Consider the following 23719-nt stretch of genomic DNA (forward strand, 5'->3'; position numbering starts at 1 on the left):
TAAGTTATATAGTAACTAAGTTGCTAAGTTTTTTTTCTTACCATGCAAATGTAATGCCTAATTTTCTAATTCGATAATTTCATTCTGAATTTTCTTTGTCAAACTTTTGAAAACCAATTCATACGAATGATCTATCAATTCTTTAACGAATTTATCCTGAAGATTTCCGTTTAATGCAACCGTATTCCAATGCACTTTACTCATATGAAATCCCGGTTTTATCTGATCATATTCAGCTCTGAGTTCCTGCGCGCGGTCTGGATCACATTTTAAATTGACCGAAGCTTCATTTTTTTCCCATTGAGATAAAGAAGATAAAGCAAACATTTTACCGCCTACTTTAAAAACCAAAGTATCTTCATCAAAAGGAAAATGCTCGCTTGCGCCTTTTTTTGAAAGACAATATTCGTAAAACATTTCTAAATTCATATCATTTATTATTTACCAATTTCACCTAAATGTGTGTATTTAAAACCCTTTTCATATTTTAATCCGTAACCAAAAACACGATCCATTGCCGAATGTGAAAATAAAATAATTCCGGCTAATTGAAGGCTTTCAATACTTAAATAATATCCTAAAGCATAAATTAAAAGCGCAATTCCTTTATGGTGAAAAAGGTTATAGAAAAATGCGCCCATTTTATTTCCAAAAACATATCCAATCATAGATAAATCCGGAGCCAATATTAAAACTAAAAACCACCACCAATCGTAATTTAAATGGTTAAAAAGAAATATTCCTAGAATAAATAAAGCCGTTTCTTCGAGTTTAATAATTGTGTTCATCATACTATTTTTTCCATCATTTTTTCAGGATGATTCAGTTTTGTAAATCCAAATTTCTCGTATAAAAAGTGAGCGTCACTTGTCGCCAATCTCCAAATCTTGACATCTTTAAGTTGCGGTTCATTCATCATCGTTTCAATTAAAATCGACGAATATCCTTTTCCGCGATGTTCTTCGGTTATAAAAACATCCATTAAATATGCAAAAACAACATAATCGGTAATCACGCGCGCAAAGCCAATTTGCTTGTCATTTAAATAAATTCCAAAACAAATCGAAGCATCAATTGTTGTCTGCACTTCTTCAATAGTTCGTCCCGCTGCCCAATAAATATCTTTTAAAAAGTTTTGTATAAACGGAACGTCGAGTTTGGTTTTATCTGTTGAAACAGTTATCATTTTAATTTTAGATTTTAGAGTTCAGATTTTAGATTTTTTTTGCCACGACCCGAGCGATAGCGAACAGGCGAAGCAATTTCACGAATTTTCTCTAATTTCTTTTTTTTATCTGCCACAGATTAAAAAGATTTACACAGATTAATCATTTTTAATCCTTTAATCTGTGGCAAAAAAAGCAGGATTAATTCGTGAAAATTTGTGAAATTCGTGGCAACCTTTAAATTTTATATAATATTGGTTTGCTAGGACTTGCATCGTTTTCAAACGAAGCGATTTGCAAGTTTAGTATGTAATTTCCATCTTCAATTTCGTCTGGAACATAAATCATTTCGGTAATTGTCGCATTCAATCTTGCATCATTATTTAGATTATGCGTGTCTTTTACATTCCAAAACGCTTTATGTGCTAATAATTTACCTTCGTCATGCTCTTTATCAACACTTGGTAAATCGATCAATAAATGCTGAATTTCGCTTTCGCGGATGAAAATCGCAGCTTCTTCAGACAAATATGGCGGATTTGTATTCGAATATTTTCTTGATTTTTTATCTTTTTGATTTGGTATTGTCCTAATAATTAAAGCCTCGTTTGTCACGCTGAGCGAAGTCGAAGCGCTCAACGCTTTTTGAACTTGCTCTTTAGTTATTACAAAATCATCACCAATTTTTTCCGGCTCAACCGTAATCAATTTAGCAAAAAAGAAAAACTGTTTAAGCGATTGATTAATGCTGAAAAAATCATTTGTAATATGTCCCAAGCACTCCGTATGTGTTCCATGCCCATGCGGATTGAAGAAGATATTATTGAAATTCGTAGAAGATTTTCCTTCCGAAACTTTCCCAACCCAATCGCCAAAAACTACAGGTTCAATAACCGGTTTTTCGATATACCAGGCAATCGGGTTTTCGTCTGTATTGGTTAATGGAATAGAGATATCAATAGGTTTTGATAAGTCGATTTCGAAGTCGTTGATTTTGGCTAACACAAGTTTAGGTTTTATGCCGCAAAGATGCTAAGTCACAAAGTTTAATTGATTTGCGCCTTTGTGCCTTCGTGGCTAATTTTAGTCTTCCAAATTTAAATAAAACAGATCACTTGCAATTCCATCCGTTAAAAATTTTCCTTTTGGAGTTGGTTTTAAGATGTTATTTTCAATAGAAAGTAAATCGTCGTTTAAAAATTTCTGAGATTGTTTTTTTAGATAATTCAAGTATTCCAAACCAAATTCATTCTCAATTCTTTCTAAAGAAACGCCCCAAATTGTTCGTAATCCTGTCATTATATATTCATTGTAACGATCTGAAATAGTCAGGATTTCAGTTTCAATTGGAAGTTCATTATTCTGAATTGATTTTAAATACAAGGAATTATTAGCAATATTCCAACCTCTTTTTATTCCGTCATAACTATGAGCAGAAGGCCCGATTCCGATGTATTTTTTGCCTAACCAATAAGCCGAATTGTTTTTGGAGAAATAATTCTCTTTTCCAAAATTGGATAATTCGTAATGAATAAAGCCATTTTTTTGAAGTGTTTCAACCAAAATCATAAAATGGTTTGAAGCTGCTTCGTCTTGAGGTTCCGCAATTTTTCCGGTTTGAATTAATTTGCTCAAAGCTGTTTTTGGTTCAACCGTTAAAGCATAACTCGAAATATGCGGAATACCAAAACTCAAAGCCGTTTCGATATTCTGTTTCCACATTTCATCGCTCATTCCCGGAATTCCGTAAATCAAGTCGAGCGAAATATTATCAAAATATTTGGTTGCTTCTTCCAGACATTTTTTGGCTTCCGCCGAGTTGTGGGCGCGATTCATCATCTTCAAATCTTCTTCATAAAAAGACTGAATCCCAATACTTAATCTATTTATCGGACTTTTCGATAATTCCAAAATTCGCTCAGCAGATAAATCATCCGGATTTGCTTCAAGAGTAATTTCCGGATTTTCTGAAACTTTATAGTTTTTATAAACTTCTGAAATTAAAAAGTTGATTTCATCATTTGATAATACAGAAGGCGTTCCGCCGCCAAAATAAATGGTTTCAATTTCGTTGTCACTACGAGCGGAGTCGAGAAGCTCAAACTCGTTTTTGCGCATAGCAATTTCTTTGGCCAAAGCCAAAACCATTTCGTCTTTCTTTTTCATCGAAGTCGAAAAATGAAAGTCGCAATAATGGCAAGCCTGCTTGCAAAAAGGAATATGGATGTAGATACCGCTCATTTTTTAGTGTTCAGTCTCAGCTTACAGTCTCAGTCTCAGTTTGGCTGTAAACTGTGACTGCGACTATAAACTATTTTCGAATTTTATCCTCGTTCTGTTTTACAAAAGCATCCCAGCCAGTATAAGTTTTTCCAGCCACAATTTTCCCAGAATTAAAGAAATGACAAACCGCTGCTGCTAAACCATCTGTCGAATCGAGGTTTTTAGGTAATTCTTTTAAACCTAAAAGTTGTTGCAGCATTTTGGCAACTTGTTCTTTACTGGCATTTCCGTTTCCGGTAATTGCCATTTTTATCTTTTTTGGTTCGTATTCCGTAATCGGGATATCTCTTGAAAGTCCCGCGGCCATGGCAACGCCTTGTGCGCGGCCCAACTTCAACATCGACTGCACGTTTTTACCAAAGAAAGGTGCTTCAATCGCGATTTCATCTGGATGATGCGTTTCAATTAATTCAATGGTTCTTTCAAAAATGATTTTTAGTTTTTGGTAATGATTGTCGTATTTGGACAATTGCAATTCGTTTAACTGCAAAAATTCCATTTTTTTGTTGATGACCCTGATCAATCCAAAACCCATAATTGTGGTTCCGGGGTCAATTCCTAATATGATGCGTTCTTTTGTCATTATTTGTTGGGTTACACAAAGCCTCGCCAAGAATTCGCAGAGACTCACAAAGTTTTTATATCTCTGCGTGTCTTTGTGAATTCTTTGTGAATCTTTGTGAAATAGCATTTTCGCAATACTTTTGCTTACTTTTGCGGCATGATTTCAATTCCTCACAAAGCTAAACAATTCCTAGTTCTTCTGGTCAAACTTTTGATTGTAGGCGGTGCATTTTATTTTATTTACGATCAGCTGGCAAATAACGACAAACTCGACTGGCAGAAGTTCATTACTTTGTTTCGAAAAAATCAATCCGTTTTAGGAATTTCATTCATATTGCTTTTGAGTGTTTTGAATCGCTATTTTGAGATTTTAAAATGGCAGAACCTTGCCAAAGTAATTCATGAAATCTCAGGTTACGAAGCCACGAAACAGGTTTTAGCTGCGTTGACAGCGGGAATTTTTACACCAAACGGAGTAGGAGAGTACGCCGGAAAAGCATTGTATTATCCAAAAAGTGAAGCTAAAAAAGTAGTTTTCCTAAACTTAATCTGCAACGGAATCCAAATGATTCTGACTGTTATTTTCGGAATATTTGGATTAATGTATTTCAATTCACAATACAATGTTATTACATCAAAAACCGTAGCCATTTTGTTTGGCGGATTTATGGTGATTTTGATTGTTTTGTTTTCTCTGAAAAAACTTAAAATCAAAGGATATTCTATTGAAAAACTAATTCATAAAATCAATGAAATTCCAAAATCTGTTCACCAAAAAAATATTCTTTTAGGAGTTTTAAGATATTTAGTTTTCTCACATCAATATTACTTTTTATTTCTGGCTTTTGATGTTGATTTGCCTTATCTAACTTTAATGGCAGCAGTTACATCAGTCTATTTTTTAGCTTCTTCTTTGCCAACCTTTCAGTTTTTAGATTTTGCAGTAAAAGGAAGCGTAGCCATTTATTTCTTCGGAATTCTGGGCGTAAACGAATGGATTGTAGTTTTTATAAGCACCTTAATGTGGTTTTTAAACGTCGTTTTACCAGTTATTTTAGGAAGTTATTTTGTGCTGAATTTTAAAACCAAAAGCGCAGCATGATTTTTGGTTTATTCGAAATATTGACCATATATATAATAAGTATCGGCTCGCTTATTCAGGGATTTTTCAAAGTAAAAAACTATCAAAATAAAGGTTTAAAACCAAAGACGAGTTTTACAATTATAGTTCCGTTTCGAAACGAAGCCGAAAATCTTCCCAACCTTTTAAATAGTTTTTCAAACTTAAATTATCCCACAGATTTATTTGAAGTAATTTTAGTTGATGATAGCTCTAAAGAGAAATTCCAAATTTTAAATTCCAAATTCCAAATTTCGATATTTGATAATATTAGGAATTCAAATTCTCCTAAAAAAGATGCCATTACAACTGCAATGCGACATGTAAAAACCAATTGGGTAATAACGACAGATGCTGATTGTATTGTTCCTAAAAATTGGCTTTTGACTTTTGATAATTATATTCAGGAAAATAAAGTTTCGATGCTTGCCGGTGCGGTTTCCTATGAATGTGAGAATTCATTTCTGCATCATTTTCAACAATTAGATTTAACCAGTTTACAAGGCGCAACAATTGGCAGTTTTGGTTTGGGAAAAGGTTTTATGTGCAACGGAGCAAATTTTGCCTACACAAAATCATTGTTTGAAAGCTTAAATGGTTTTGATGGAAATGATAAATTTGCCAGCGGAGATGATGTTTTTTTGCTACAAAAAGCAATCGAAAAATTCCCAAATGAAGTTCATTATTTAAAAGCCCAAGAAGCAATTGTAATTACAAAACCAACAGAAAACTGGAAATCTTTATTTTACCAAAGAGTTCGCTGGGCAGCAAAAACAAGTTCCTATAAAAGTGCGTTTGGAAAGTTTTTAGGAATAATTGTTTTCTTTGGAAACCTAAGTTTTGTGATCGCGTTTTTCTTATTTCTTTTAAGAATTTGGCATTATCCATTCTTCGTTTTATTTGCTTTTTTAAAGTTCACAACCGACTTTATTCTGCTCTATAAAACCAATCAGTTTTTGACCAAAACCAGAATTAAAAGCCTTTTATTAAGTAGTTTATTGTATCCTTTTTTCAGCTCAACAGTAGCTTTGTATAGTTTATTTGGTTCGTACGAATGGAAAGACCGACGCTTTGTAAAATAGGTTAAAAACCATATAAGTTATATAAGAGATTTAAGTAAAACTTCACATCAAGTTTAAATGACCTTAAATCACTTATATGGTGAAAAAAAACTATTCTTTAGCTTTAATAATTACAGGAAGAGTAAACTGTGTTTTTACAGGAAGACCACGTTTGATAGCCGGGTTTACTTTAGGGAAATCAACTAAACGCGCATGAAGAATACTGTCAATTCTAATAGTGTCATAAGCAACAGAATCTTTTCGGAATTCAGGTTCGAATTTCATTTTTGAATTAGGAAAAACAGTCACTTTTACTTGTATAGTATCAAGATCAGGATATAAAATAGATAAACTGTCAACGTTTAGTTTTTCCTGAATAAGCTGAGACATTACATCAAAAAAGCACTTTTGACGCAGTTTTTTATCATTAATTGTCTCGCATTCAGCAACAGTTGGATATTCATCAACCTCTTTCCAGTTTATAGATCTTAATTCCTTTTGAAGTAATTCTTTTTCAGAAGGAACCTTCTTCTCAAAATATTGACAAGAATTAAAAAATAGTAAAAAAATAAAAAATGAAAACTGCTTCAAGGCTTTGATGTTGAATTGGATAAATTAAACTGAAGTATAAAAATACAATTATTTTTTTTGAGATTCTTTGTATTCTAAATAATCTTCATACCTTTCTGAAAGCCAATGTTCTTTGTTTTGTGCAGCAACTTCCTTTTGATCGGGATATAATTTTGCAAGGCGGTCAGAAAAGGTCGCAATTTGAACCGTATAATTGTAAAATTCGGTTTTTGTTAAAAGAACATCGGGATCATTTTTGCGAGTAAAAAATTCAAAGAAAAGAGTATCAAATTCTTTCATGGAAAAGTTTAATATCTTCTTCTTGTTGCTTTTATAAATACTGTCCTGTAGTAATTGATCGTCGATGGAAAGTTTTTTAGTTTGCGCGCATGTAGTATTGATTGAAAAAATCAATGACAACAAAAGGATGAATTGCAAATAAGGGCGCATTTTAATTTTTATAAGAGTTTGTAAGGGCAAAATTACAAAAATATATGGATTTACTATTGTTTACATTAGGTTTTATATGCATGGTTGTGGGTATTTTAGGTAGTTTTTTACCTGTTTTGCCTGGTCTTACAAGCTGCTGGGTTGGATTATTGCTGTTGTATTTAACAAAAGCAGTCGAAAATAATTACTGGCTTTTAGGAATCACACTTGTACTTACTATAATTATTACAGTTTTAGATTATATAATTCCGGCAAAAGAAACCAAAAAGTTTGGCGGAAGTTCTTACGGCGTGTGGGGAACAAACATTGGATTAATTGTTGGAATCCTGGCTCCAATACCTTTTGGAGTTATAATTGGGCCATTTGTTGGAGCATTAGTTGGCGAATTAATTTACGACTCAACAAATCATAAACGAGCCTTTAAGGCTGCAACAGGATCACTTTTAGGTTTCCTTGCATCAAGTTTTATAAATTTCTTATTCAGCATCATATATTTCGGAATTTTTCTACATACCACATGGGAATATCGAAACATATTGTTTTAATTATGTAACATATAATTAGCTTTTTTCTTATTTTTCGTTTTTTTTAAGAAAAATTGGAATTTTTTTAAGAAGATATTTCAGTTTGTTTTGATTACGAAAGGGTTATATTTACTGGTATACAGCGTTTTTTCTGTTAAAGGCATAACAATCTAACGTGTAAATTCTTCACTTATTTTTTGGATATGTTAAAATATTTTATATTTTTATCCTGATAAACGATAAAAAGCCCCACTTTATCGATTATTTTGAATGAGTATAAATTATTATCTAATAAGTTATGAGTATGACCCCAAACCTACAAATTGAGCTTAGACGTTTTATTTCTTCTAACGTTGTTTCAAAACTAAATAAATTTTATTTTGAAAATGATGCACTCCTGATAAAGGGAATTGATGTTTCGATTGGTACAGTTTTAATGGGTCTCTACAATAAGGCTGAAGAATCAGGATTTTATAAAGAAGTTGTCTCACTAATTGAAGATAATTCCGGATTTTACCAGGAAGTCGATTTTACCTCAGGAAGAATTTTATCAGTTGACGACTGTTATCGTTTAGAAGGAAATTCACTGCTAAAAGAAATCTTCGCCAATAAAAAAGGCAGAATTTCTGAAATGATTTCAAACGAAGTCGGCATCAAAAGCGAAACGGCCCGCGAAATACTTAACTTCTCTGCACTACTAGTAGTCTCTTATCTTAAAAATAATATCCAATTACTAGACAGTTTAAAATTACTGTTAGAAGAACAAAAAAGAGACATTTTAAACAGCATTCAGCCAGGAATCAAAATCATCTTAGGATTTTCATGTTACGAATCTGTTGAAGACAAAAATCAAAACATCGGAAGATCAATCTTTACACTTTTCGGACATAACTTTTTTAGTTTCTGAATAAAAAAAATCCCATTTTACAAAGTAAAACAGGATTCAAATGTATTTGATGTTTAATTTGAAAGTTTAGTTTCTTACGAATTTTTCAAATTAATAACTTCTTGATCTGTCAAAAAGCGCCAGTTTCCTCTAGGAAGATTCTTCTTAGTTAAGCCAGCAAAAGCAACGCGGTCAATACGCAAAACATCATAATCAAAGTGTTCGAAAATAGCACGAACCACTTTTACATTAGATGATTTTAGTTTAAGGCCAACTTCACTTTTTGCTTCTTTTTCAATATAGCTGACTTCTTCAACAAACACACGATGTCCGTCAAGAACTAAGCCTTTACTGATTTTTTCTAAATCCTCAAATTTTAAGTTCTTATCTAAAGAAACCTGATAAATTTTAGACGATTTCTGATTTGGTAACGTAAACTTACGAATCATATCAGTATCGTTAGTAAACAATAACAAACCAGTTGTATTCTTGTCCATTCTTCCTACTGCAGCAATTTTTGCATTGGTAGAACCACGTACAAGTTCCAGAACGTTACGGTATTCCTGACCTTCATCAAGAGCAGTTGTAAAGTTTTTAGGCTTGTTTAGTAAGATATATTCTTTCTTTTCAGGAGTTAAAACAACGCCGTCAAAATTTACAACATCATTTAATTTTACTAAATAACCCATTTCAGTAACTGGAACGCCATTTACTTTCACGTTTCCAGACTGAATATATATATCAGCATCACGACGAGAACAAACCCCAGAATTTGAGATATACTTATTCAAACGAATTTCGTCAGAAGCCTTTTGTCTCTTTGCCGGCTGATTTTGTTTTCTAATTTTTTCAGCTGCTGCTTCCTGCGCTGCCTTAACTTCAGGTTTCACTTTTTTAGGCCCTTGCGCACGCTTAGCCATAGGAGGTTTTGGCTTGCTTGAGTTTGATCTTGAGCTATTTGGTCTCGATCCGCCTCTTTTATTATTGCCTTCCTTATTGTTCATAAATTCTGTAATTTGTGCAAAGATAGTTTTTTCCTGCTAATAAATCTTAAGTTCAATGTTCTTAGATTGATAGCATTCAATTTTAAGATGATTTGAAGCATCACAATTGGCTTTTTTTAGACATTAGTTCCCGCTTTCCGTTTCAATCTTTTATGGCGAACCCCGCCATAAAAGGATTTCCACTTCAATCGGGGCTAGAATTCAAACAATAGGCTTCTTTTAAACATTTGGTTATTGCGCAAAGCAACACAAAGAAAAATCGGCAAGAAATAAAATAACCAGCGAAAACCCTTTCAACCCGTAAAATCAGCGGGCCAATCTAAAATGTAGAAATCAATTGACGTCCGTGCCACAAAACGCTCGGATTAATCAAAACAATGCAGAAAACTCCCGAAACAATCAAAAATTTCAATACGTTATGCAGTAATAAAAATTGCTCTTTAGAATTCGATCTCCATAAATAAAGCAGAAAAAAAAGTAAAACTAGAAAGCATACATAAAAGTAAATATCCATATAACCAACATCATAAATATTCACCAAGATATAAACCGGAATTACCGTTAAAAATGTCAAAACCGTAATAATTTGTTTTGAAACCTTTTCGTTATACGTAATTGGAATAGTGTGATAATCATTGGCCAAATCCCCTTTCAAGTTCTCTAAATCCTTTATCATTTCCCGAATCAAAAGCAATAAAAACAAAAACATGGCGTGTGCCGAAATTACTGCAAAATGACTTCTGTGATTCTCAATTTCTTCAAAAGAAATAGAATTATAGAAATACAATAAAATCGCAAAAAATGGAATTACAGCCATAAATGCAGCAGTCAAATTCCCAACTATTGGATATTTCTTTATTTTATGAGAGTAAAACCAAATCAGGAAAATATAAGCCGAAAAGAATAAAAAAGCGCGCCAGGAAACAATTGAAGCCATTAAAACCGCCAGAAAATTCAGGCTGAAATAAACCGTCAGTTTTGTTTTCTGACTTACTAATCGATCCAGCATAGATTTGTTAGGTCGATTGATTAAATCTTTTTGACTGTCGTAAAAATTATTGATAATATAACCCGAAGCAATCGTAACTGCCGAAGCAAATACAATTAAAAATAAATAAAAGTCCAGCAAGATGTCCAGCGCTCTTTTTTCTGGAGCCAGAATAAAAATTGCTGATAAATATTGTGCTAAAACAATAATAGGAATGTTGTAGCCGCGTACCACAGAAAACAAACTAACAATTTTCATTACTAAAAGTTTGTGCTGTCTGCTTAACATAAATTATTGTGGTGTTGGATTAGATTAAGGGAAGTTAAAGGATATTTTTGAAACCTGAAATTTAGAGTTTGTTTTTTAACAATTCTTTAGAGCCAAAACCTAGTTTTCGAATGCAGGCCAAGGCTTCTTTTTGTGTCATATCAATTTCTTTAATGTCTTTTTTTTCTACAAAACAAACAGAACCGCTCCACGGATTTGGTGCATCCGGAATAAAAACAGTAAAGTTGTTTTCATTTATTTGTTCTATCAAAAAGGCAAATTGCCAGCCGGCATCTGTAGGAACTAAAACAACTTTTAAATCCTGTTTCGATTCAAGTCCCATAATATTTTCATTCATGCTTTTCATAAATGAATATCCGGGAACAAAACTTAAAACGCCATTTTCTAATTTATGAATCAGCTTTTTGGCACCGGCAGTTCTGGCCAGTAAACCCGCTGAAAAACAAATAAGAATTAAGATTATGGTTCCAACAAGTTCCTGAAGTGCAATTCCTAAAACGTGTACTCTTGGCAGAAAATTTACAAGCGGAAGTGTGACTTTTTGAATGATGCCATATCCTTTTTCAAGAATAATGAGCAGTACAACTAAAGGTGCTAAAAACAGAATTCCTCCTAAAAAAGTTGCTTTAATTATTTTTAAAATGCTTTTCATAATAAATAACTTTTTAGGATGAATACTTATGAAAATCGACTCAAATAATTTCGGCTTTTAAGAGTTAAAACTGATAAACTACTTCTAGCTTATAATCTTTTAATGAGGCTTTTGCGCGTTCAAGATCTTCAGTGAAGCCAAGAATATAGCCGCCGCCTCCAGAACCGCAAAGTTTTAGGTAATAATCGTTTGTATCAATTCCATTCTGCCAAATTCCGTGAAATTGTTCCGGAATCATTGGTTTGAAATTGTTTAAAACAACTTTTGAAAGCTTCTTAGTGTTGGTAAACAAAGACTTCATGTCGCCATGTAAAAAGTTTTCTACACAAGCGTCAGTGTATTTTACGAACTGGTTTTTAAGCATAGCACGGAAACCTTTATCTTTTAGGTTTTCCATAAAAATATTAACCATTGGAGCTGTTTCTCCAACAATTCCAGAGTCTAATAAAAATACAGCACCTTTTCCGTCAAAACTTTGAGTCGGAATTCCGGTTGCTTCGATATTATCTTTAGAATTAATTAAAATCGGGATACTCAAATAGCTGTTTAACGGATCTAAACCTGAACTTTTTCCGTGGAAAAAGCTCTCCATTTGAGAAAATATATTTTTTAACTGTAATAGTTTTTCGCGAGTTAAATTCTCTAAAACTGTGATTTTGTTTGTAGCATATTTATCATAAATCGCCGCTACAAGCGCACCGCTGCTTCCAACGCCGTATCCTTGCGGAATACTTGAATCGAAATACATTCCGGTTTCGACATCATTTTTAAGAGTCGCTAAATCGAAAGTAACCAATTCTGGCTGTTGTGTTTGCAAAACTTCAAGATAAGCTGCAAAACTTTGTAAACTTTTATTTGATGCAATTGCTTCTGCTGAAGGTTCTTCAGACTTCTTCAACGCACCGTTGTAAAAATTATAAGGAATAGAAAGTCCTTTAGAGTCGCGGATGATTCCGTATTCTCCAAAGAGTAATATTTTTGAGTAAAATAATGGTCCTTTCATGATTTATTTTATGTCTTTTTTTATTTTATTTGGGTCTTGTCTGGTGTCGAAAAATGTAATTATTTCAACTCTTTTCGTATTGAATTTATAATAGATCGTTGTTTGTTTTGATAAAATACATTTACGATATTTGTTATTTAATTCCGATTTAGGAAAAATCTCAGGTTCTATTTGTATTAGATAAATTACCTTGTCCAGATTTGATATAAATTTATCCTTTACTTTTTTTGACCATTTAATTTCTAGGTACTCAAATAATTCAAATAAACTTTTTTCAGCATTTTTTGAAAAGATTATCGTTCTTTTCATTAACGAAATTTTTTCATCATTTCTTCATATTCAACAAATTCACCACGTTCAATCTGTCTTTCCCCTTCTTTAATTTCTTCTTTTTGTTCATCAGTTAAATCATCCCACCAATCTTTTTTCTTTTTGGTTAACAATTTTTTGACCGCCAAAATGATTGAAAGGTCATTTGTACCTTCCAGAATATTTATCACTTCACGTTTTTCTAATTGAATGCCCATAACCTAAAATTTAACTAAAGATACGCAAAATTATAATGCAATTGATCCGCTCCCAATTTTGTCGCAAATATACTGACGATTCTGACAAAACACAACTAATTTGTCCTGAATAAATTGTAATACTTTTTCGCTAACGTTTTCGGGATAAAGAACATGCACATTTGCACCGGCATCAAGCGTAAAACAAACCGGAATCTGGGTTTCTTGTCTAAATTTCCAGATCGCATTTATGATTTCCAGTGTGTTTGGTTTCATTAAAATAAAATACGGCATCGATGTCATCATCATGGCGTGTAAAGTCAATGCTTCACTTTCTACAACTTTAATAAATTCGTCTAAATTTCCGTTTTCAAAAATGGTAATTAATTTATCCAGATTTTCGTGTGCCTGAGCAAAACGTCTTTCAGCATAAGGATGATTGTGCATTAAATCATGTCCAACGGTGCTAGAAACTTGTTTTTCGCCTTTATCAACCAATAAAATTGTGTCCTGATAATTTTTGAAATTCTCGTGAATTGTATACGGAAATTCAACTCCAAATAAATCAGTACTTCCTTCAATATTTGCCTGATTTCCCCAAACAACAACATTTCCTTTTACACTTCGGCAGGCACTTCCTGAACCTAAACGTGCTAAAAATGAAGCTTTTTGATAAAAGTATTCATCTGTCATTTCCGGATTCAGCAATTTCTCTAAACTCATAAAATTCATTGCCAAAGCAGCCATTCCAGAAGCCGAAGATGCAATTCCTGAACTATGCGGAAATGTATTTTGTGTATCAATTGTAAAATGATAGTCTTTTAAAAATGGCAGATAAACTTCAACTCGTTCTAAAAACTTCTGAATTTTAGGCTTGAAATCTTCTTTCGGTTTTCCTTCAAAAAGTAAATCAAAAGAAAAACCATCTGTCACGCTGAGCGGAGTCGAAGCGTCTCTTTTTTCAAACCCTAATTTCGTAATTGTTTTACAATTATTCAAAGTAAAACTTACCGAAGGATTAGCCGGAATTTGATTGTCTTTTTTTCCCCAATATTTAACTAACGCAATATTGCTGGGAGTGCTCCATTCAAAGTTTCCGTTTTCGATTGTTGAAGTATATGGATTTGGAATAAAATCAGCTGCTGTAAACATGAAATATAAATTTTGGCAAAGATAGTTTTTTACTAATATAAGTAATACTAGTAATACCAGTAATATTGATACCAGTCGTTAAAAGGATCTTACTAAAATGAACTTATATAACTTATATGGTTTCCAAATATCTTTTGATTATTTTTGGATACAAAATTTGATAAAATGAATAAGACCGTAAAAATTATTATAGCTTTAATTATTTGTTTAGCAGTAGGATATTCTGCAAGTATGGTAACAAGACCGAGTGTAGAAAGCTGGTATCCAACAATTGCGAAACCAGTTTTTAATCCGCCAAATTGGATTTTTATGCCGGTTTGGACTACGCTTTATATTTTTATGGCAATTGCCGCGGCACTTGTTTGGGATAAAATAAAAGAGCAAACCGAAAAAGTGAAAACAGCGCTTCTGTTCTTTTTGATTCAATTAACGCTCAATGCGATTTGGTCTTATTTATTCTTCGGATTAAAAAATCCGCTTTTGGCTTTAATTGAAATTGTTCTTTTATGGCTGATGATTTATGAAACGTATTTAAAATTCACCAAAATCAATAAAATCTCAGGTTATTTGTTAATTCCGTATTTAGCGTGGGTTGCATTTGCGACGATTTTGAATGCTAGTATTTGGTGGTTGAATAAGTAAAATTTTGTTTTAGGTTCAAGGTTTCAATTTCTTAAATTCTTCATTTTTGGCATACAAAAAATCCATTGTAGCCAAAACATTAGGATGTTCTAAAAGGGTTTTCGATTTTGGATCGGCATCACAAAACTCAAGAAAAAGTTCTTTTTGATCAGCATCAAGTTTTAAATTTTTAGTAAAGAAATCTGAAGGACAATATGCAGTGGCATGTTTTTTAAAACGATCGTCCAATTCATGTTTTTCTTTTAAATATGAACCTCTTAAAGGTATATTCATTTTTGCAGCATATCTTATTCTGCCATCATTTACACCAGTATAACGAGTAAGATCGTTTGCAGTTTTGTTATTGTTTATCTCATTTACTTTTTCGGCATCAAACTCTACTTTTTGGAATTTTATTGCTGTAATTACAACTTCATTAAGCTCTTCGGCTTTAATAATCATATTAACTACAAGATTATTATTCTTTAAATTTTCCGATGTAAGTTTCAACCGTGTAAAGAAATAATCTTTAGAGAAAAAAAGTAAACTATCTTGTTCTTTTGCCAGAATAGAGAATTCTCCCAGCTCATTTGTTCGTGTACTGGTTTTAGCTGTTTTATTTATAACTTCAACTTTATTAAGAGGAGTTTTATTAGCAAGAACTTTTCCGTGAATTGTCTTAATGAAAACTTGTGAAATCTGTAAATTCTTGTTAATAATATCGTTCGATCTTTTTAGTAAAAACTTCAAATTCGCCGTTATTAAATAAAACGGGACCATGTCCAAAACAAAGTATTTTTGGTTTTAACGAAGCCAGTTTCTGAATAGATTTTCTATTCGTTTCCTGATCTTTTGTAAATAAACCTGGCGGTTCATTAATCCCAACTTTTGTGGTTAATAGATTCATATTTGTCATAACATCCCCAACAATTAAAACGCCGTCTTTTTCCCTAAAAAAAGATAAATGTCCGCTGGAATGACCTGGAGTTTCAATAACAATAAATCCGCCAATTTGATCGCCTTCTTTTAATGTTCCAGAAACAGGATGTCCTTTTCCTGCCCAAAATAGTTTTTGAAATCTCGAAATAATATGATTAGGATTTGGATATTCGAAAATCACATTGCCGTTTTCCGCAGCTGTTTTTTCAGGTTCACTGCACAAAAGTGGAATATTCAAAGTTTCACAGATTATTTTGCTGCTTCCCTGATGATCGGCGTGCGCGTGGGTCAGTGCGTGTTTTGTTATTGATTTGTTCTTTAAAGCTTTTAGAATTGTTCCGCTTGAACTGCGGATTCCGGCATCGATTAAAACATCTTCAATTACATAACAATTAATAGCGTTTCTTGGAAACGAAGGAATTTGATAAACGTCTTTGGCAATAGATTTCATTTTCTTGAATTTTATATTGACAAAGATTTGAATTCAGTTACTCAATTCACTTGATAAATGTTAAGAAATGCTTTGACGAATTCGGCTTAAAGATTCAGGCGTTATCCCAAGAAATGAAGCAATATAAATTAAAGGTGTTCGCTGAATTATTTTGGCTGGAGCCGATTCCAGAAAAGTGAGGTATTTCTCTTTTGCCGGAATCATCTGCAATTTCAAAACACGATCTGCCATACATAGGTAATTTTGTTCAGCAAGAATTCTTCCAATACGTTCCCAATTCGGAATTTCCGAATATAAATACTGCATCTTTTCAAAACTAATAGAAAGGATTTCGCAGTCTTCTATACATTGAATATTTTCAAAAGAAACCGATTGATTTATAAAACTGGAATAAGAAGCAATAAAACCTTCATCATAGCTTAAATAAGTGGTGATTTCTTTTCCATCTTTTAGGTAATAAACACGTGCCAGACCTTTAACAATAAAAAAGATTTTATTGCTGATTTTTCCCATTTCGGAAAGAAATTCTTTGGCATTAAATTTTTCATATTCAAAACAAGAATCGATCTTTTCGATTTCATTTTCAGAAAACGAAGCGATTGATAGTATTTGTTTTTGTAATGAAGAATTCATGATTTACAGAATTTCAATTAATTCCGAAGCATTATTAATAACTAGTTTTGCACCGCTGTTTTTCAATTCTTCTTCGGTTCTGTAACCCCAAGCTACACCAACTGGAAACATATTTGCATTTACAGCCGTCTGCATGTCAATATCAGAATCGCCTACAAAAAGAATTTCTTCTGGTTTTAAATTCCAGTTTTTGCTTATTTCAACAGCTTCAAACGGATTTGGTTTTTTGAGCGCTTCGGTACTTAAACCAACGGCAGTATCAAAATAATCAGGAAATATTTCTGATGCTATTTTTTTAGTCAGTTCATCGGCTTTGTTGGAAAAAACAGCCAGTTTGATATTTTGTGAAGTCAAATTATCTAATAACTCCAGAATTCCTTCATATGGTTTTGTTTTTACAGTACACATTTCACGATATTCGTTAACCATGCATTCAAAACAAATTTCAATCTGTTCGTCTGAATTGTTTGTTGCAGGAAGTGCTTTGCTGACTAGATTTCGCAAACCGCTTCCAATAAAATATTGATACGTATCGTAAGTATGAGTTGGATAATTTAAACTTTTAAGAACAATGTTCATTGCATCTGAAATATCGTGTAATGAATCAACTAATGTTCCGTCTAAATCAAAAATAATTCCTTTAAATTTCATTCTATTTATATATTATTTGCTAAAATAAACCCGCTTGTCCAGGCATTTTGAAAATTAAAACCTCCGGTTATGGCATCGATATTTACAATTTCACCAGCAAAATAAAGGTTTTCATGAATTTTACTTTGCATCGTTTTGAAGTTGATTTCCTTTAAATCAATTCCTCCCGCGGTTACAAATTCTTCTTTAAAAGTACTTTTTCCGTTTACCTGAAATTTTGCTTTTGTTAATTGAGAAGCTAGATTCTGAAGTTGGGTTTTAGATAAATCTGCCCATTTGGTTTCAACTTCAATTTCAGAAGCCAAAACCAGACTTTCCCATAAACGATTCGGGAAGTCAAAAGGAGATTTTTTCGAAACTGCTTTTTTAGCATGTTCTTGTTTTAAGTCTTTCAGGATTTTTTCAGCATCTTCGGTATCAACATCATTTAACCAATTAACAAAAATGGTAAACTGATAATTTTTATCATGTAAAATACGCGCCCCCCAAGCCGAAAGTTTCAATATGGCCGGACCGCTCATTCCCCAATGTGTAATTAACAAAGGTCCTGTCGATTCTAGTTTGGTGTCTTTTACGATTACGGTAACTTGTGCTGCAACGCCGGGTAATTCTTTAATTCTGGAATCTTTGATGTTGAAGGTAAACAGGGAAGGAACGGGGCTCACAATCGCGTGTCCGTGTTCCTGAAGCATTTCCCAGATTTTTGGATTGCTTCCGGTTGCCATTACTAATTTTTCGGTAGCGAAATTGTCGCTTTGAGTATCAATTTTCCAGTGATTTTCTTTTTTAAAGATCGACTGAACGCTTTGCCCTGTAAGTACTTTTATGCCTAATTTTTCGGTTGCTTTTAAAAAACAGTCAATTATAGTTTGGGATGAATTAGAAACGGGAAACATTCTTCCGTCGTCTTCGATTTTTAATTCTACGCCATGTTTTTCGAACCATTCAATTGTGTCTCCAGAACAAAACTGATGAAACGGACCACGAAGTTCTTTTTCGCCTCGTGGATAAAATTTAACCAATTCGTTGGGTTCAAAACAAGCGTGTGTAACGTTACAGCGTCCGCCACCGGAAACGCGGACTTTAGAAAGGACTTCTTTTCCTCTTTCTAAAATGGCGATTTTTAGTTTCGGATTTTTCTCTGCAATATTAATTGCTGTAAAAAAACCTGCAGCGCCTCCACCAACGATGATTATGTCGAAATTTTTGATCATATTTTTTAGTTTGCCACGAATTTCACGAATTGGCACTAATTTTTTTTCTTTGCCACAGATTAAAATGATTTACACAGATTTTTTGCTCGGAATTCACAACTTTAAGCATAAATTAATTCGTGAAAATTCGTGAAATTCGTGGCGAAAGAAAAAATCCTTTTAATCCTAATAATCTGTGGCTAAAAATTTTATACTTTATATTTTGTCTGGATTATCAGAGATAATTCCATCGACTTTATAACTTTTTACTTTTTGAATATCTTCTTTACTATTTACTGTCCATGGTAAAACTAAGAAGCCTTTTTCTTGTATTTTGCTTACGTTTTCTGGATTTAATAAATGAAAATCAGGATTAATTGCTTTTGCTTTGATCTTTTCGGCGAAAGCCAGAGCGGTATCCAGGTTTTCTTCTGTTAAAACTCCAATCGCAATTTTTGAATTTAAAGTTGAAGTTTCCTCTAACATATTCCAATCGAAACTTGAAATTATAAAATGATTGTAATTCCAGTTTTTCTCTGAAATATATTCTTCTATAAGAGATACAACTTTACTGGGAGTTCCTAAGCCTTTTAATTCGATATTGATTAAGCATCTTTTGTCGACCAAATCAAAAACCTCATTTAAAGTTGGAATTTGATACTTTTCATCAATTAAAAATGATTTTAATTCAGCTAAAGAAAAACTGTTTACCAAACCTTTTCCATTAGTGGTTCTGTCTATTGTTTCGTCGTGAATTACTATAATATGTTCGTCAGAGCTAAGATGAACGTCAAGTTCAATTCCGTCTGAATTTAAGTCTAATGCTTTTTGAAAAGCTGGTAAAGTATTTTCAGGTTCGTAGGCTTTGGCGCCTCGATGTGCAATCTTGAGCATGTGTTGTTTGTTTAACAGCAAAGGTCGCAAAGTTTTACGCAAAGGTCGCAAGGATTATAAAAAAAGTTAGCCACAGATTAAAGGATTAAAAGGATTTTTTCTTTCGCCACGAATTGCACGAATTTTCACAAATTTAAATATGATAAATTAATTCGTGGAAATTCGTGGAATTTGTGGCAGACAAATCTGTGTTAATCTTAATAATCTGTGGCTAAAAACTTTGCAGTTAAATCAGTTCCAGTAAAACAATATCAAATTCACTGTCAACAATTACTTTACCGTCAATGACTTCAACATTTTGATTCGAGTAAGTATCTTTTAATTTGGTTCCGTTTGGGAAGACGTCGCCAACAGGAAGCTCTTTTCTGCCTTTTGGCAAATCTACTCCCATAACCACTTTATCTGTAAAAGAGCCTTTTGTAAAAATTCGAGAAAAAGTATAAGGATACGGATTAATCAGTTGGTGAACGCCTGCTCCAACGGCAGGATGTTTTCTTCTAAACTGCCCTAATTTCTGCCAATGTAAAAGTGTTTTCTGCGTTTCAGAATTGTTCTGGATATCGTCCCAATTCATATTCGAACGTAAAGTTGCATCGCCATTTGTACCTTCAACAACTAAAGAACGATTCGATTCATCACCATAATAAACCTGTGACATCCCGGGAGAAAGCAATAGTTTAGTTCCGGCTTCAATACCTTTTACTCGATTGGCATCAAAAGGCTGTCCGTCATCGTGTGAAGATATATAGTTTAAAACCGAATATCCTTTTAAATCATTATTCAAAGCATTCGAATATTTCGAAAATAAACCTTCATAATCATTTTGAGCAGCATTCCACTTAAATTCAAAATTTATCATGCTGTTAAAACCATTTTGAAAATAATTTACTTTTCTATCTCCAAAATCATAATCCTGTCCGCCGCTTATTCCGTAACCGTAAACCTCCGCAATTGTGTAAAACGGATTTTGATCTAAAACTTCCAGCGGATGATGTTTTTTCCAGGTTTGAAATGCATAATCACATTCTTTCTTGAAATCGGCCCAAACGCCTTCTTCGGTATGTTTTACGGTATCAGCGCGATAACCGTCAATTCCTAATTCTGTGATATAATCGGTAAGCCATTTTATGATATAATATTTCGGACTTCTTGGATATCCTGTTCTTTTGAAGAATTCATCCAATGAAGCAATTTCTTTTTCGTAACGACCTTCTTTTTTCCATTTTTCGGTTAAAAAAGGAGGCAGTTCTACGTTTTGAGTACTTTCGGTTTTTACGTCTGGAAGATTTTCTACCAAAGTACACATTGTAGTATTTTCAAATGATTTATAATCGCAGACAACGCCGGTTCTAACCCAGTCAGAAGGCCAAACTGGATCTTCGGGAGTTACTGGTCCGGTATGATTAATTACGCCGTCAAGAATTATTCTGATGCCTTTTTCGTGTGCTTTTTTTACCAGTTTTGCCAAATCTTCTTTGGTTCCAAAGTTTGGATCGAGAGCCGTCCAGTCTTTTGCCCAATAACCGTGAAATCCATAACTAAGCCCAGTTCCTTCGTCAACGCCATCGTGAATTTGTTCTACAATCGGCGTAAGCCAAATAGCATTTATTCCTAATTTTTCAAAATATCCTAATTCGATTTTTTTGGTAATTCCGATGATGTCGCCTCCTTCAAATCCGCGTAATTTTCCCGGAGTTTTGGTTCGGTTGAAGTTGATATCGTTTGAAGGATTTCCGTTGTAAAAACGATCTGTAAGTAAAAAATAAACATTTGCCCCTTCCCAAACGAAAGGTGTTTTCGAAGTATTGTCTTTATTCATTGAAACTGATTTTGAGCCAGAACAACTCATTATTAAGTATACTAAAGATAAAAAAAGGAAAGTGTATTTTTTCATTATTTTAGAATATTTTAGGATGCATTGTGTTGAAAAAAAAATAGCCACAGATTAAAGGATTTAAAAGGATTTTTTTTCGTTTGCCACGAATTGCACAAATTTCCACGAATTATTATATACAAAATAAATTAGTGAAAATTCGGGAAATTCGTGGCGAATAAAATCTGTGTTAATCGTATTAATCTGTGGCTAAAATCCTTTGCGTAGACGCACTGCTGTGCGCCTCTACGTTATATGCTTTGTGTGTAATATTATTCCAATTCTAAAACCAAAGCTGATTTTGGCTCCAATGTAATTTCAGTAGCTAAATCGAATGTTTTTCCTGAAATAACATCTTTTCCTGATTTAAAGTTTTTGATGTTTTCTTTAAAACGATTTGTTTTTACAACTTGTTCTTTTACATTGTTATTGAAAACTACCATTACCGTTTTAGCATCTGTATATCTAAAGTATACATACGTATTGTTTTCTGGAATGTAATGAGTCATTTTTCCGAAGTGAACCGCTTCATTTGATTTTCTCCAAGTGAATAATTTTGAAGTAAAATCAAAGTAAGCTGCTTGTTCTGCTGTTCTTCCTTCTTTTGTAAAAGCATTGTTTTTGTCGCCAGCCCATCCGCCTGGGAAATCCTGACGAATATCGGCATCGCCGCCTTTACCTTTATCACCGCCCATTCCAATTTCTGAACCGTAATACACTTGCGGGATTCCGCGAACTGTAGCCAATAAAGTCATTGCCAGTTTGTATTTTGGTAAATCATATTTGAACTTATCGTTCATACGATCTGTATCATGATTTTCGGCAAAAACTAAAATATTATTTGTGTTTGGATATAAAAAATCCATTGCAAAGTTGTTGTAGAATTTGATCAATCCGCTGTCCCAGTTTGGCGTATCTTCACTAAAAGCAGAAGTAATTTGACTTTGAAGGGTAAAATCCATTACACTTGGAAGATTCGAATTGTAGTTTTCGATAGCACCAATTTTACTATCTTTTTGCCAATACGCTAAATTCGCCTGATTGTGCATCCAGATTTCTCCAACGATATTAAAATTAGGATATTCATTTGTAATTGATTTTGCCCAATTTGCCATCGCAGTTTGGTCAGAGTAATTATAAGTATCAACTCTAAAGCCATCAAGATTAGCAAATTCGATCCACCAGATTGCGTTTTGAGTTAAGTATTTTGCTACTAGAGGATTTCTTAAATTTAAATCCGGCATCGAAGGTACAAACCAGCCGTCAACACAAACTTCCTGATCTATTTTTGAAGCGTGAATATCTGTAATTACTTCACGACGGTGATGGGTTTGTGTGAAAGTTTCGAATTGATTGAACCATGTTTTGGTTGGAATATCTTTCATCATCCAGTGTGTAATTCCCCAGTGATTGGTTACATAATCCATAACTAGTTTCATGTCTTTTTTATGCATTTCTGCAGATAAACGAGCGTAATCGTCGTTTGTTCCGTAACGCGGATCTATTTTGTAAACGTCCGATTGTCCGTACGTATGATACGAATGCTGTTTGTCGTTGTCTTCGCATAAAGGTGTGCTCCAGATTGTGGTTGCGCCAAGAGACGAAATATAATCTAAGTTTTTGATAATCCCTTCAATATCGCCGCCGTGACGTCCGCTTGGATCCTGACGGTTTCCTTTTTCAGTTAAAGAAGCGTCACTGTCGTTTTTAGGATTTCCGTTAGCAAAACGATCCGGCATGATTAAGTAAATCAAATCTGATGCATCGTAACTTTTTCTGTCTGCTGAATTTGCTCTTCTTTCTTTAAGCGAATATTTCTGTGTAAAAGCGACTTTATTTTTGGTTTTGAAAGAGAAAACTAATTCAGAAGCTTTTAGGTTTTGAGTATCAATTGTAACGAAAAGGTAATTTGGATTTTCTGTTTTTTCTACATTTTTAATCACAACATTATTTGAAACCGAAGCTTCATATTGTGCAATGTTTTTTCCGTAGAACATAATCTGGAGTTCCGGATTTTTCATTCCGGCGTACCAAAATGGCGGTTCTACTTTCTGGATTTGCGCTTTCGCGGAAGCAGAAAATAGTAGAACAAATAGAATTATTTTATAAATCGAATGGTTATTTTTTAGGTTATTCATAGTTTTTCTTTTTAGTTCGATTTCCTGCAAGGTTTTGAAAACCTTGTAGGTATGAATTGAGTAAAGTAAAGCTTTTAGAAGACCTACAAGGTTTTAAAAACCTTGCAGG

At 33.2% G+C, this 23719-nt stretch carries 28 protein-coding genes; 5 read left to right on the forward strand and 23 right to left on the reverse strand.

Going from position 1 to position 23719, the window contains the following annotated elements:
• Positions 1-57: 57 nt before the first annotated feature.
• The 6 genes from FLAPXU55_RS08090 to ruvC form a co-directional block, all read right to left on the reverse strand.
• Complete coding sequence (locus FLAPXU55_RS08090) at positions 58-429, reverse strand: MmcQ/YjbR family DNA-binding protein (RefSeq protein WP_180857249.1); 372 nt, start codon at positions 427-429, stop codon at positions 58-60.
• Positions 430-437: 8 nt separating this feature from the next.
• On the reverse strand, positions 438-788 hold the full coding sequence (locus FLAPXU55_RS08095) for a DUF4260 domain-containing protein (RefSeq protein ID WP_180857322.1): 351 nt from the start codon (positions 786-788) through the stop codon (positions 438-440).
• Positions 788-1186 carry a GNAT family N-acetyltransferase gene (locus tag FLAPXU55_RS08100; RefSeq protein ID WP_053469965.1) on the reverse strand — a complete coding sequence of 133 codons (399 nt, stop codon included), beginning with the start codon at positions 1184-1186 and terminating at the stop codon, positions 788-790. The genes FLAPXU55_RS08095 and FLAPXU55_RS08100 overlap by 1 nt, the downstream gene beginning before the upstream one ends.
• A gap of 217 nt (positions 1187-1403) precedes the next feature.
• Complete coding sequence (locus tag FLAPXU55_RS08105; RefSeq protein ID WP_180857250.1) at positions 1404-2171, reverse strand: cyclase family protein; 768 nt, start codon at positions 2169-2171, stop codon at positions 1404-1406.
• 78 nt (positions 2172-2249) lie between these two features.
• Positions 2250-3407, reverse strand: a complete 1158-nt coding sequence (gene hemW / locus FLAPXU55_RS08110) for a radical SAM family heme chaperone HemW (protein WP_180857251.1) — start codon at positions 3405-3407, stop codon at positions 2250-2252.
• Positions 3408-3477: 70 nt separating this feature from the next.
• Positions 3478-4032, reverse strand: coding sequence for a crossover junction endodeoxyribonuclease RuvC (gene ruvC / locus FLAPXU55_RS08115; RefSeq protein WP_180857252.1), 555 nt, complete (start codon positions 4030-4032; stop codon positions 3478-3480).
• A gap of 138 nt (positions 4033-4170) precedes the next feature.
• On the opposite strand from ruvC, the gene FLAPXU55_RS08120 reads away from it, so the two are divergent.
• Positions 4171-5115, forward strand: coding sequence for a lysylphosphatidylglycerol synthase transmembrane domain-containing protein (locus FLAPXU55_RS08120; RefSeq protein WP_180857253.1), 945 nt, complete (start codon positions 4171-4173; stop codon positions 5113-5115).
• Positions 5112-6215, forward strand: coding sequence for a glycosyltransferase family 2 protein (locus FLAPXU55_RS08125; protein WP_180857254.1), 1104 nt, complete (start codon positions 5112-5114; stop codon positions 6213-6215). The genes FLAPXU55_RS08120 and FLAPXU55_RS08125 overlap by 4 nt, the downstream gene beginning before the upstream one ends.
• Positions 6216-6305: 90 nt before the next feature.
• Here the strand turns inward: FLAPXU55_RS08125 and FLAPXU55_RS08130 are convergent, their stop codons facing one another.
• A complete protein-coding gene (locus FLAPXU55_RS08130; RefSeq protein WP_180857255.1) occupies positions 6306-6785 on the reverse strand; it encodes a hypothetical protein in 480 nt (159 codons plus the stop codon).
• A gap of 48 nt (positions 6786-6833) precedes the next feature.
• Positions 6834-7064, reverse strand: a complete 231-nt coding sequence (locus tag FLAPXU55_RS08135) for a hypothetical protein (RefSeq protein WP_053469973.1) — start codon at positions 7062-7064, stop codon at positions 6834-6836.
• A 194-nt stretch (positions 7065-7258) separates the two neighbouring features.
• On the opposite strand from FLAPXU55_RS08135, the gene FLAPXU55_RS08140 reads away from it, so the two are divergent.
• A complete protein-coding gene (locus FLAPXU55_RS08140; protein WP_180857256.1) occupies positions 7259-7759 on the forward strand; it encodes a DUF456 domain-containing protein in 501 nt (166 codons plus the stop codon).
• A gap of 283 nt (positions 7760-8042) precedes the next feature.
• On the forward strand, positions 8043-8645 hold the full coding sequence (locus FLAPXU55_RS08145; RefSeq protein ID WP_053469975.1) for a DUF937 domain-containing protein: 603 nt from the start codon (positions 8043-8045) through the stop codon (positions 8643-8645).
• Between the two features lie 74 nt (positions 8646-8719).
• Here FLAPXU55_RS08145 and FLAPXU55_RS08150 read toward each other — a convergent pair whose 3' ends face one another.
• The 7 genes from FLAPXU55_RS08150 to FLAPXU55_RS08180 all read right to left on the reverse strand — a co-directional run bounded on the left by FLAPXU55_RS08150 (position 8720) and on the right by FLAPXU55_RS08180 (position 14217).
• Positions 8720-9628: a pseudouridine synthase gene (locus tag FLAPXU55_RS08150; protein WP_053469976.1), complete on the reverse strand. Its 909-nt coding sequence runs from the start codon at positions 9626-9628 to the stop codon at positions 8720-8722.
• Between the two features lie 319 nt (positions 9629-9947).
• Positions 9948-10904 carry a geranylgeranylglycerol-phosphate geranylgeranyltransferase gene (locus FLAPXU55_RS08155; RefSeq protein ID WP_053469977.1) on the reverse strand — a complete coding sequence of 319 codons (957 nt, stop codon included), beginning with the start codon at positions 10902-10904 and terminating at the stop codon, positions 9948-9950.
• A gap of 61 nt (positions 10905-10965) precedes the next feature.
• Entirely contained in the window at positions 10966-11556 is a 591-nt protein-coding gene (locus FLAPXU55_RS08160; RefSeq protein ID WP_180857257.1) for a DUF502 domain-containing protein, read from the reverse strand.
• Between the two features lie 64 nt (positions 11557-11620).
• Positions 11621-12559, reverse strand: coding sequence for a mevalonate kinase family protein (locus FLAPXU55_RS08165; RefSeq protein ID WP_180857258.1), 939 nt, complete (start codon positions 12557-12559; stop codon positions 11621-11623).
• A 3-nt stretch (positions 12560-12562) separates the two neighbouring features.
• Positions 12563-12868: a type II toxin-antitoxin system RelE/ParE family toxin gene (locus FLAPXU55_RS08170; protein ID WP_056207538.1), complete on the reverse strand. Its 306-nt coding sequence runs from the start codon at positions 12866-12868 to the stop codon at positions 12563-12565.
• Positions 12868-13086, reverse strand: coding sequence for a hypothetical protein (locus tag FLAPXU55_RS08175; RefSeq protein ID WP_180857259.1), 219 nt, complete (start codon positions 13084-13086; stop codon positions 12868-12870). Before FLAPXU55_RS08175 ends, FLAPXU55_RS08170 begins: the two co-directional genes overlap by 1 nt.
• A gap of 30 nt (positions 13087-13116) precedes the next feature.
• Entirely contained in the window at positions 13117-14217 is a 1101-nt protein-coding gene (locus FLAPXU55_RS08180) for a diphosphomevalonate/mevalonate 3,5-bisphosphate decarboxylase family protein (protein WP_180857260.1), read from the reverse strand.
• Positions 14218-14382: 165 nt separating this feature from the next.
• Here FLAPXU55_RS08180 and FLAPXU55_RS08185 point away from each other — a divergent pair, with 165 nt between their 5' ends.
• Positions 14383-14859 carry a TspO/MBR family protein gene (locus tag FLAPXU55_RS08185; RefSeq protein ID WP_180857261.1) on the forward strand — a complete coding sequence of 159 codons (477 nt, stop codon included), beginning with the start codon at positions 14383-14385 and terminating at the stop codon, positions 14857-14859.
• Positions 14860-14874: 15 nt separating this feature from the next.
• Here FLAPXU55_RS08185 and FLAPXU55_RS08190 read toward each other — a convergent pair whose 3' ends face one another.
• From FLAPXU55_RS08190 to FLAPXU55_RS08225, 8 genes are all read right to left on the reverse strand, one after another.
• Entirely contained in the window at positions 14875-15588 is a 714-nt protein-coding gene (locus FLAPXU55_RS08190; RefSeq protein WP_180857262.1) for a hypothetical protein, read from the reverse strand.
• Positions 15551-16228 carry an MBL fold metallo-hydrolase gene (locus FLAPXU55_RS08195; RefSeq protein ID WP_180857263.1) on the reverse strand — a complete coding sequence of 226 codons (678 nt, stop codon included), beginning with the start codon at positions 16226-16228 and terminating at the stop codon, positions 15551-15553. Before FLAPXU55_RS08195 ends, FLAPXU55_RS08190 begins: the two co-directional genes overlap by 38 nt.
• A 60-nt stretch (positions 16229-16288) precedes the next feature.
• Complete coding sequence (locus tag FLAPXU55_RS08200; protein ID WP_180857264.1) at positions 16289-16861, reverse strand: Crp/Fnr family transcriptional regulator; 573 nt, start codon at positions 16859-16861, stop codon at positions 16289-16291.
• Positions 16862-16864: 3 nt separating this feature from the next.
• On the reverse strand, positions 16865-17512 hold the full coding sequence (locus tag FLAPXU55_RS08205; RefSeq protein ID WP_180857265.1) for an HAD family hydrolase: 648 nt from the start codon (positions 17510-17512) through the stop codon (positions 16865-16867).
• A 5-nt stretch (positions 17513-17517) separates the two neighbouring features.
• A complete protein-coding gene (locus tag FLAPXU55_RS08210) occupies positions 17518-18726 on the reverse strand; it encodes a BaiN/RdsA family NAD(P)/FAD-dependent oxidoreductase (protein WP_180857266.1) in 1209 nt (402 codons plus the stop codon).
• A gap of 195 nt (positions 18727-18921) precedes the next feature.
• Positions 18922-19599 (reverse strand): glycerophosphodiester phosphodiesterase, encoded by a 678-nt coding sequence (locus FLAPXU55_RS08215; protein ID WP_180857267.1) that lies wholly within the window; start codon positions 19597-19599, stop codon positions 18922-18924.
• A gap of 226 nt (positions 19600-19825) precedes the next feature.
• Positions 19826-21493: an alpha-amylase family glycosyl hydrolase gene (locus tag FLAPXU55_RS08220; RefSeq protein WP_180857268.1), complete on the reverse strand. Its 1668-nt coding sequence runs from the start codon at positions 21491-21493 to the stop codon at positions 19826-19828.
• 251 nt (positions 21494-21744) lie between these two features.
• Positions 21745-23610, reverse strand: coding sequence for a glycoside hydrolase family 13 protein (locus tag FLAPXU55_RS08225; protein WP_180857269.1), 1866 nt, complete (start codon positions 23608-23610; stop codon positions 21745-21747).
• Between the last annotated feature and the right edge of the window lie 109 nt (positions 23611-23719).

The organism is Flavobacterium panici, from assembly GCF_903819335.1.
GTDB classification, from domain to species: domain Bacteria; phylum Bacteroidota; class Bacteroidia; order Flavobacteriales; family Flavobacteriaceae; genus Flavobacterium; species Flavobacterium panici.

Bases quoted from the DNA above. Each gene is read 5' to 3' on its own strand.
- FLAPXU55_RS08165 (WP_180857258.1), bottom strand. From the start codon at position 12,559: ATGAAAGGACCATTATTTTACTCAAAAATATTACTCTTTGGAGAATAC.
- FLAPXU55_RS08225 (WP_180857269.1), bottom strand. From the start codon at position 23,610: ATGAATAACCTAAAAAATAACCATTCGATTTATAAAATAATTCTATTT.
- FLAPXU55_RS08100 (WP_053469965.1), bottom strand. From the start codon at position 1,186: ATGATAACTGTTTCAACAGATAAAACCAAACTCGACGTTCCGTTTATA.
- FLAPXU55_RS08210 (WP_180857266.1), bottom strand. From the start codon at position 18,726: ATGATCAAAAATTTCGACATAATCATCGTTGGTGGAGGCGCTGCAGGT.
- FLAPXU55_RS08170 (WP_056207538.1), bottom strand. From the start codon at position 12,868: ATGAAAAGAACGATAATCTTTTCAAAAAATGCTGAAAAAAGTTTATTT.
- FLAPXU55_RS08205 (WP_180857265.1), bottom strand. From the start codon at position 17,512: ATGAAATTTAAAGGAATTATTTTTGATTTAGACGGAACATTAGTTGAT.
- FLAPXU55_RS08145 (WP_053469975.1), top strand. From the start codon at position 8,043: ATGACCCCAAACCTACAAATTGAGCTTAGACGTTTTATTTCTTCTAAC.
- ruvC (WP_180857252.1), bottom strand. From the start codon at position 4,032: ATGACAAAAGAACGCATCATATTAGGAATTGACCCCGGAACCACAATT.
- FLAPXU55_RS08175 (WP_180857259.1), bottom strand. From the start codon at position 13,086: ATGGGCATTCAATTAGAAAAACGTGAAGTGATAAATATTCTGGAAGGT.
- FLAPXU55_RS08090 (WP_180857249.1), bottom strand. From the start codon at position 429: ATGAATTTAGAAATGTTTTACGAATATTGTCTTTCAAAAAAAGGCGCA.
- FLAPXU55_RS08200 (WP_180857264.1), bottom strand. From the start codon at position 16,861: ATGAATTCTTCATTACAAAAACAAATACTATCAATCGCTTCGTTTTCT.
- FLAPXU55_RS08195 (WP_180857263.1), bottom strand. From the start codon at position 16,228: ATGAAATCTATTGCCAAAGACGTTTATCAAATTCCTTCGTTTCCAAGA.
- FLAPXU55_RS08160 (WP_180857257.1), bottom strand. From the start codon at position 11,556: ATGAAAAGCATTTTAAAAATAATTAAAGCAACTTTTTTAGGAGGAATT.
- FLAPXU55_RS08140 (WP_180857256.1), top strand. From the start codon at position 7,259: ATGGATTTACTATTGTTTACATTAGGTTTTATATGCATGGTTGTGGGT.
- FLAPXU55_RS08095 (WP_180857322.1), bottom strand. From the start codon at position 788: ATGAACACAATTATTAAACTCGAAGAAACGGCTTTATTTATTCTAGGA.
- FLAPXU55_RS08125 (WP_180857254.1), top strand. From the start codon at position 5,112: ATGATTTTTGGTTTATTCGAAATATTGACCATATATATAATAAGTATC.
- FLAPXU55_RS08135 (WP_053469973.1), bottom strand. From the start codon at position 7,064: ATGAAAGAATTTGATACTCTTTTCTTTGAATTTTTTACTCGCAAAAAT.
- FLAPXU55_RS08155 (WP_053469977.1), bottom strand. From the start codon at position 10,904: ATGTTAAGCAGACAGCACAAACTTTTAGTAATGAAAATTGTTAGTTTG.
- FLAPXU55_RS08220 (WP_180857268.1), bottom strand. From the start codon at position 21,493: ATGAAAAAATACACTTTCCTTTTTTTATCTTTAGTATACTTAATAATG.
- FLAPXU55_RS08215 (WP_180857267.1), bottom strand. From the start codon at position 19,599: ATGCTCAAGATTGCACATCGAGGCGCCAAAGCCTACGAACCTGAAAAT.
- FLAPXU55_RS08185 (WP_180857261.1), top strand. From the start codon at position 14,383: ATGAATAAGACCGTAAAAATTATTATAGCTTTAATTATTTGTTTAGCA.
- FLAPXU55_RS08120 (WP_180857253.1), top strand. From the start codon at position 4,171: ATGATTTCAATTCCTCACAAAGCTAAACAATTCCTAGTTCTTCTGGTC.
- FLAPXU55_RS08150 (WP_053469976.1), bottom strand. From the start codon at position 9,628: ATGAACAATAAGGAAGGCAATAATAAAAGAGGCGGATCGAGACCAAAT.
- FLAPXU55_RS08180 (WP_180857260.1), bottom strand. From the start codon at position 14,217: ATGTTTACAGCAGCTGATTTTATTCCAAATCCATATACTTCAACAATC.
- hemW (WP_180857251.1), bottom strand. From the start codon at position 3,407: ATGAGCGGTATCTACATCCATATTCCTTTTTGCAAGCAGGCTTGCCAT.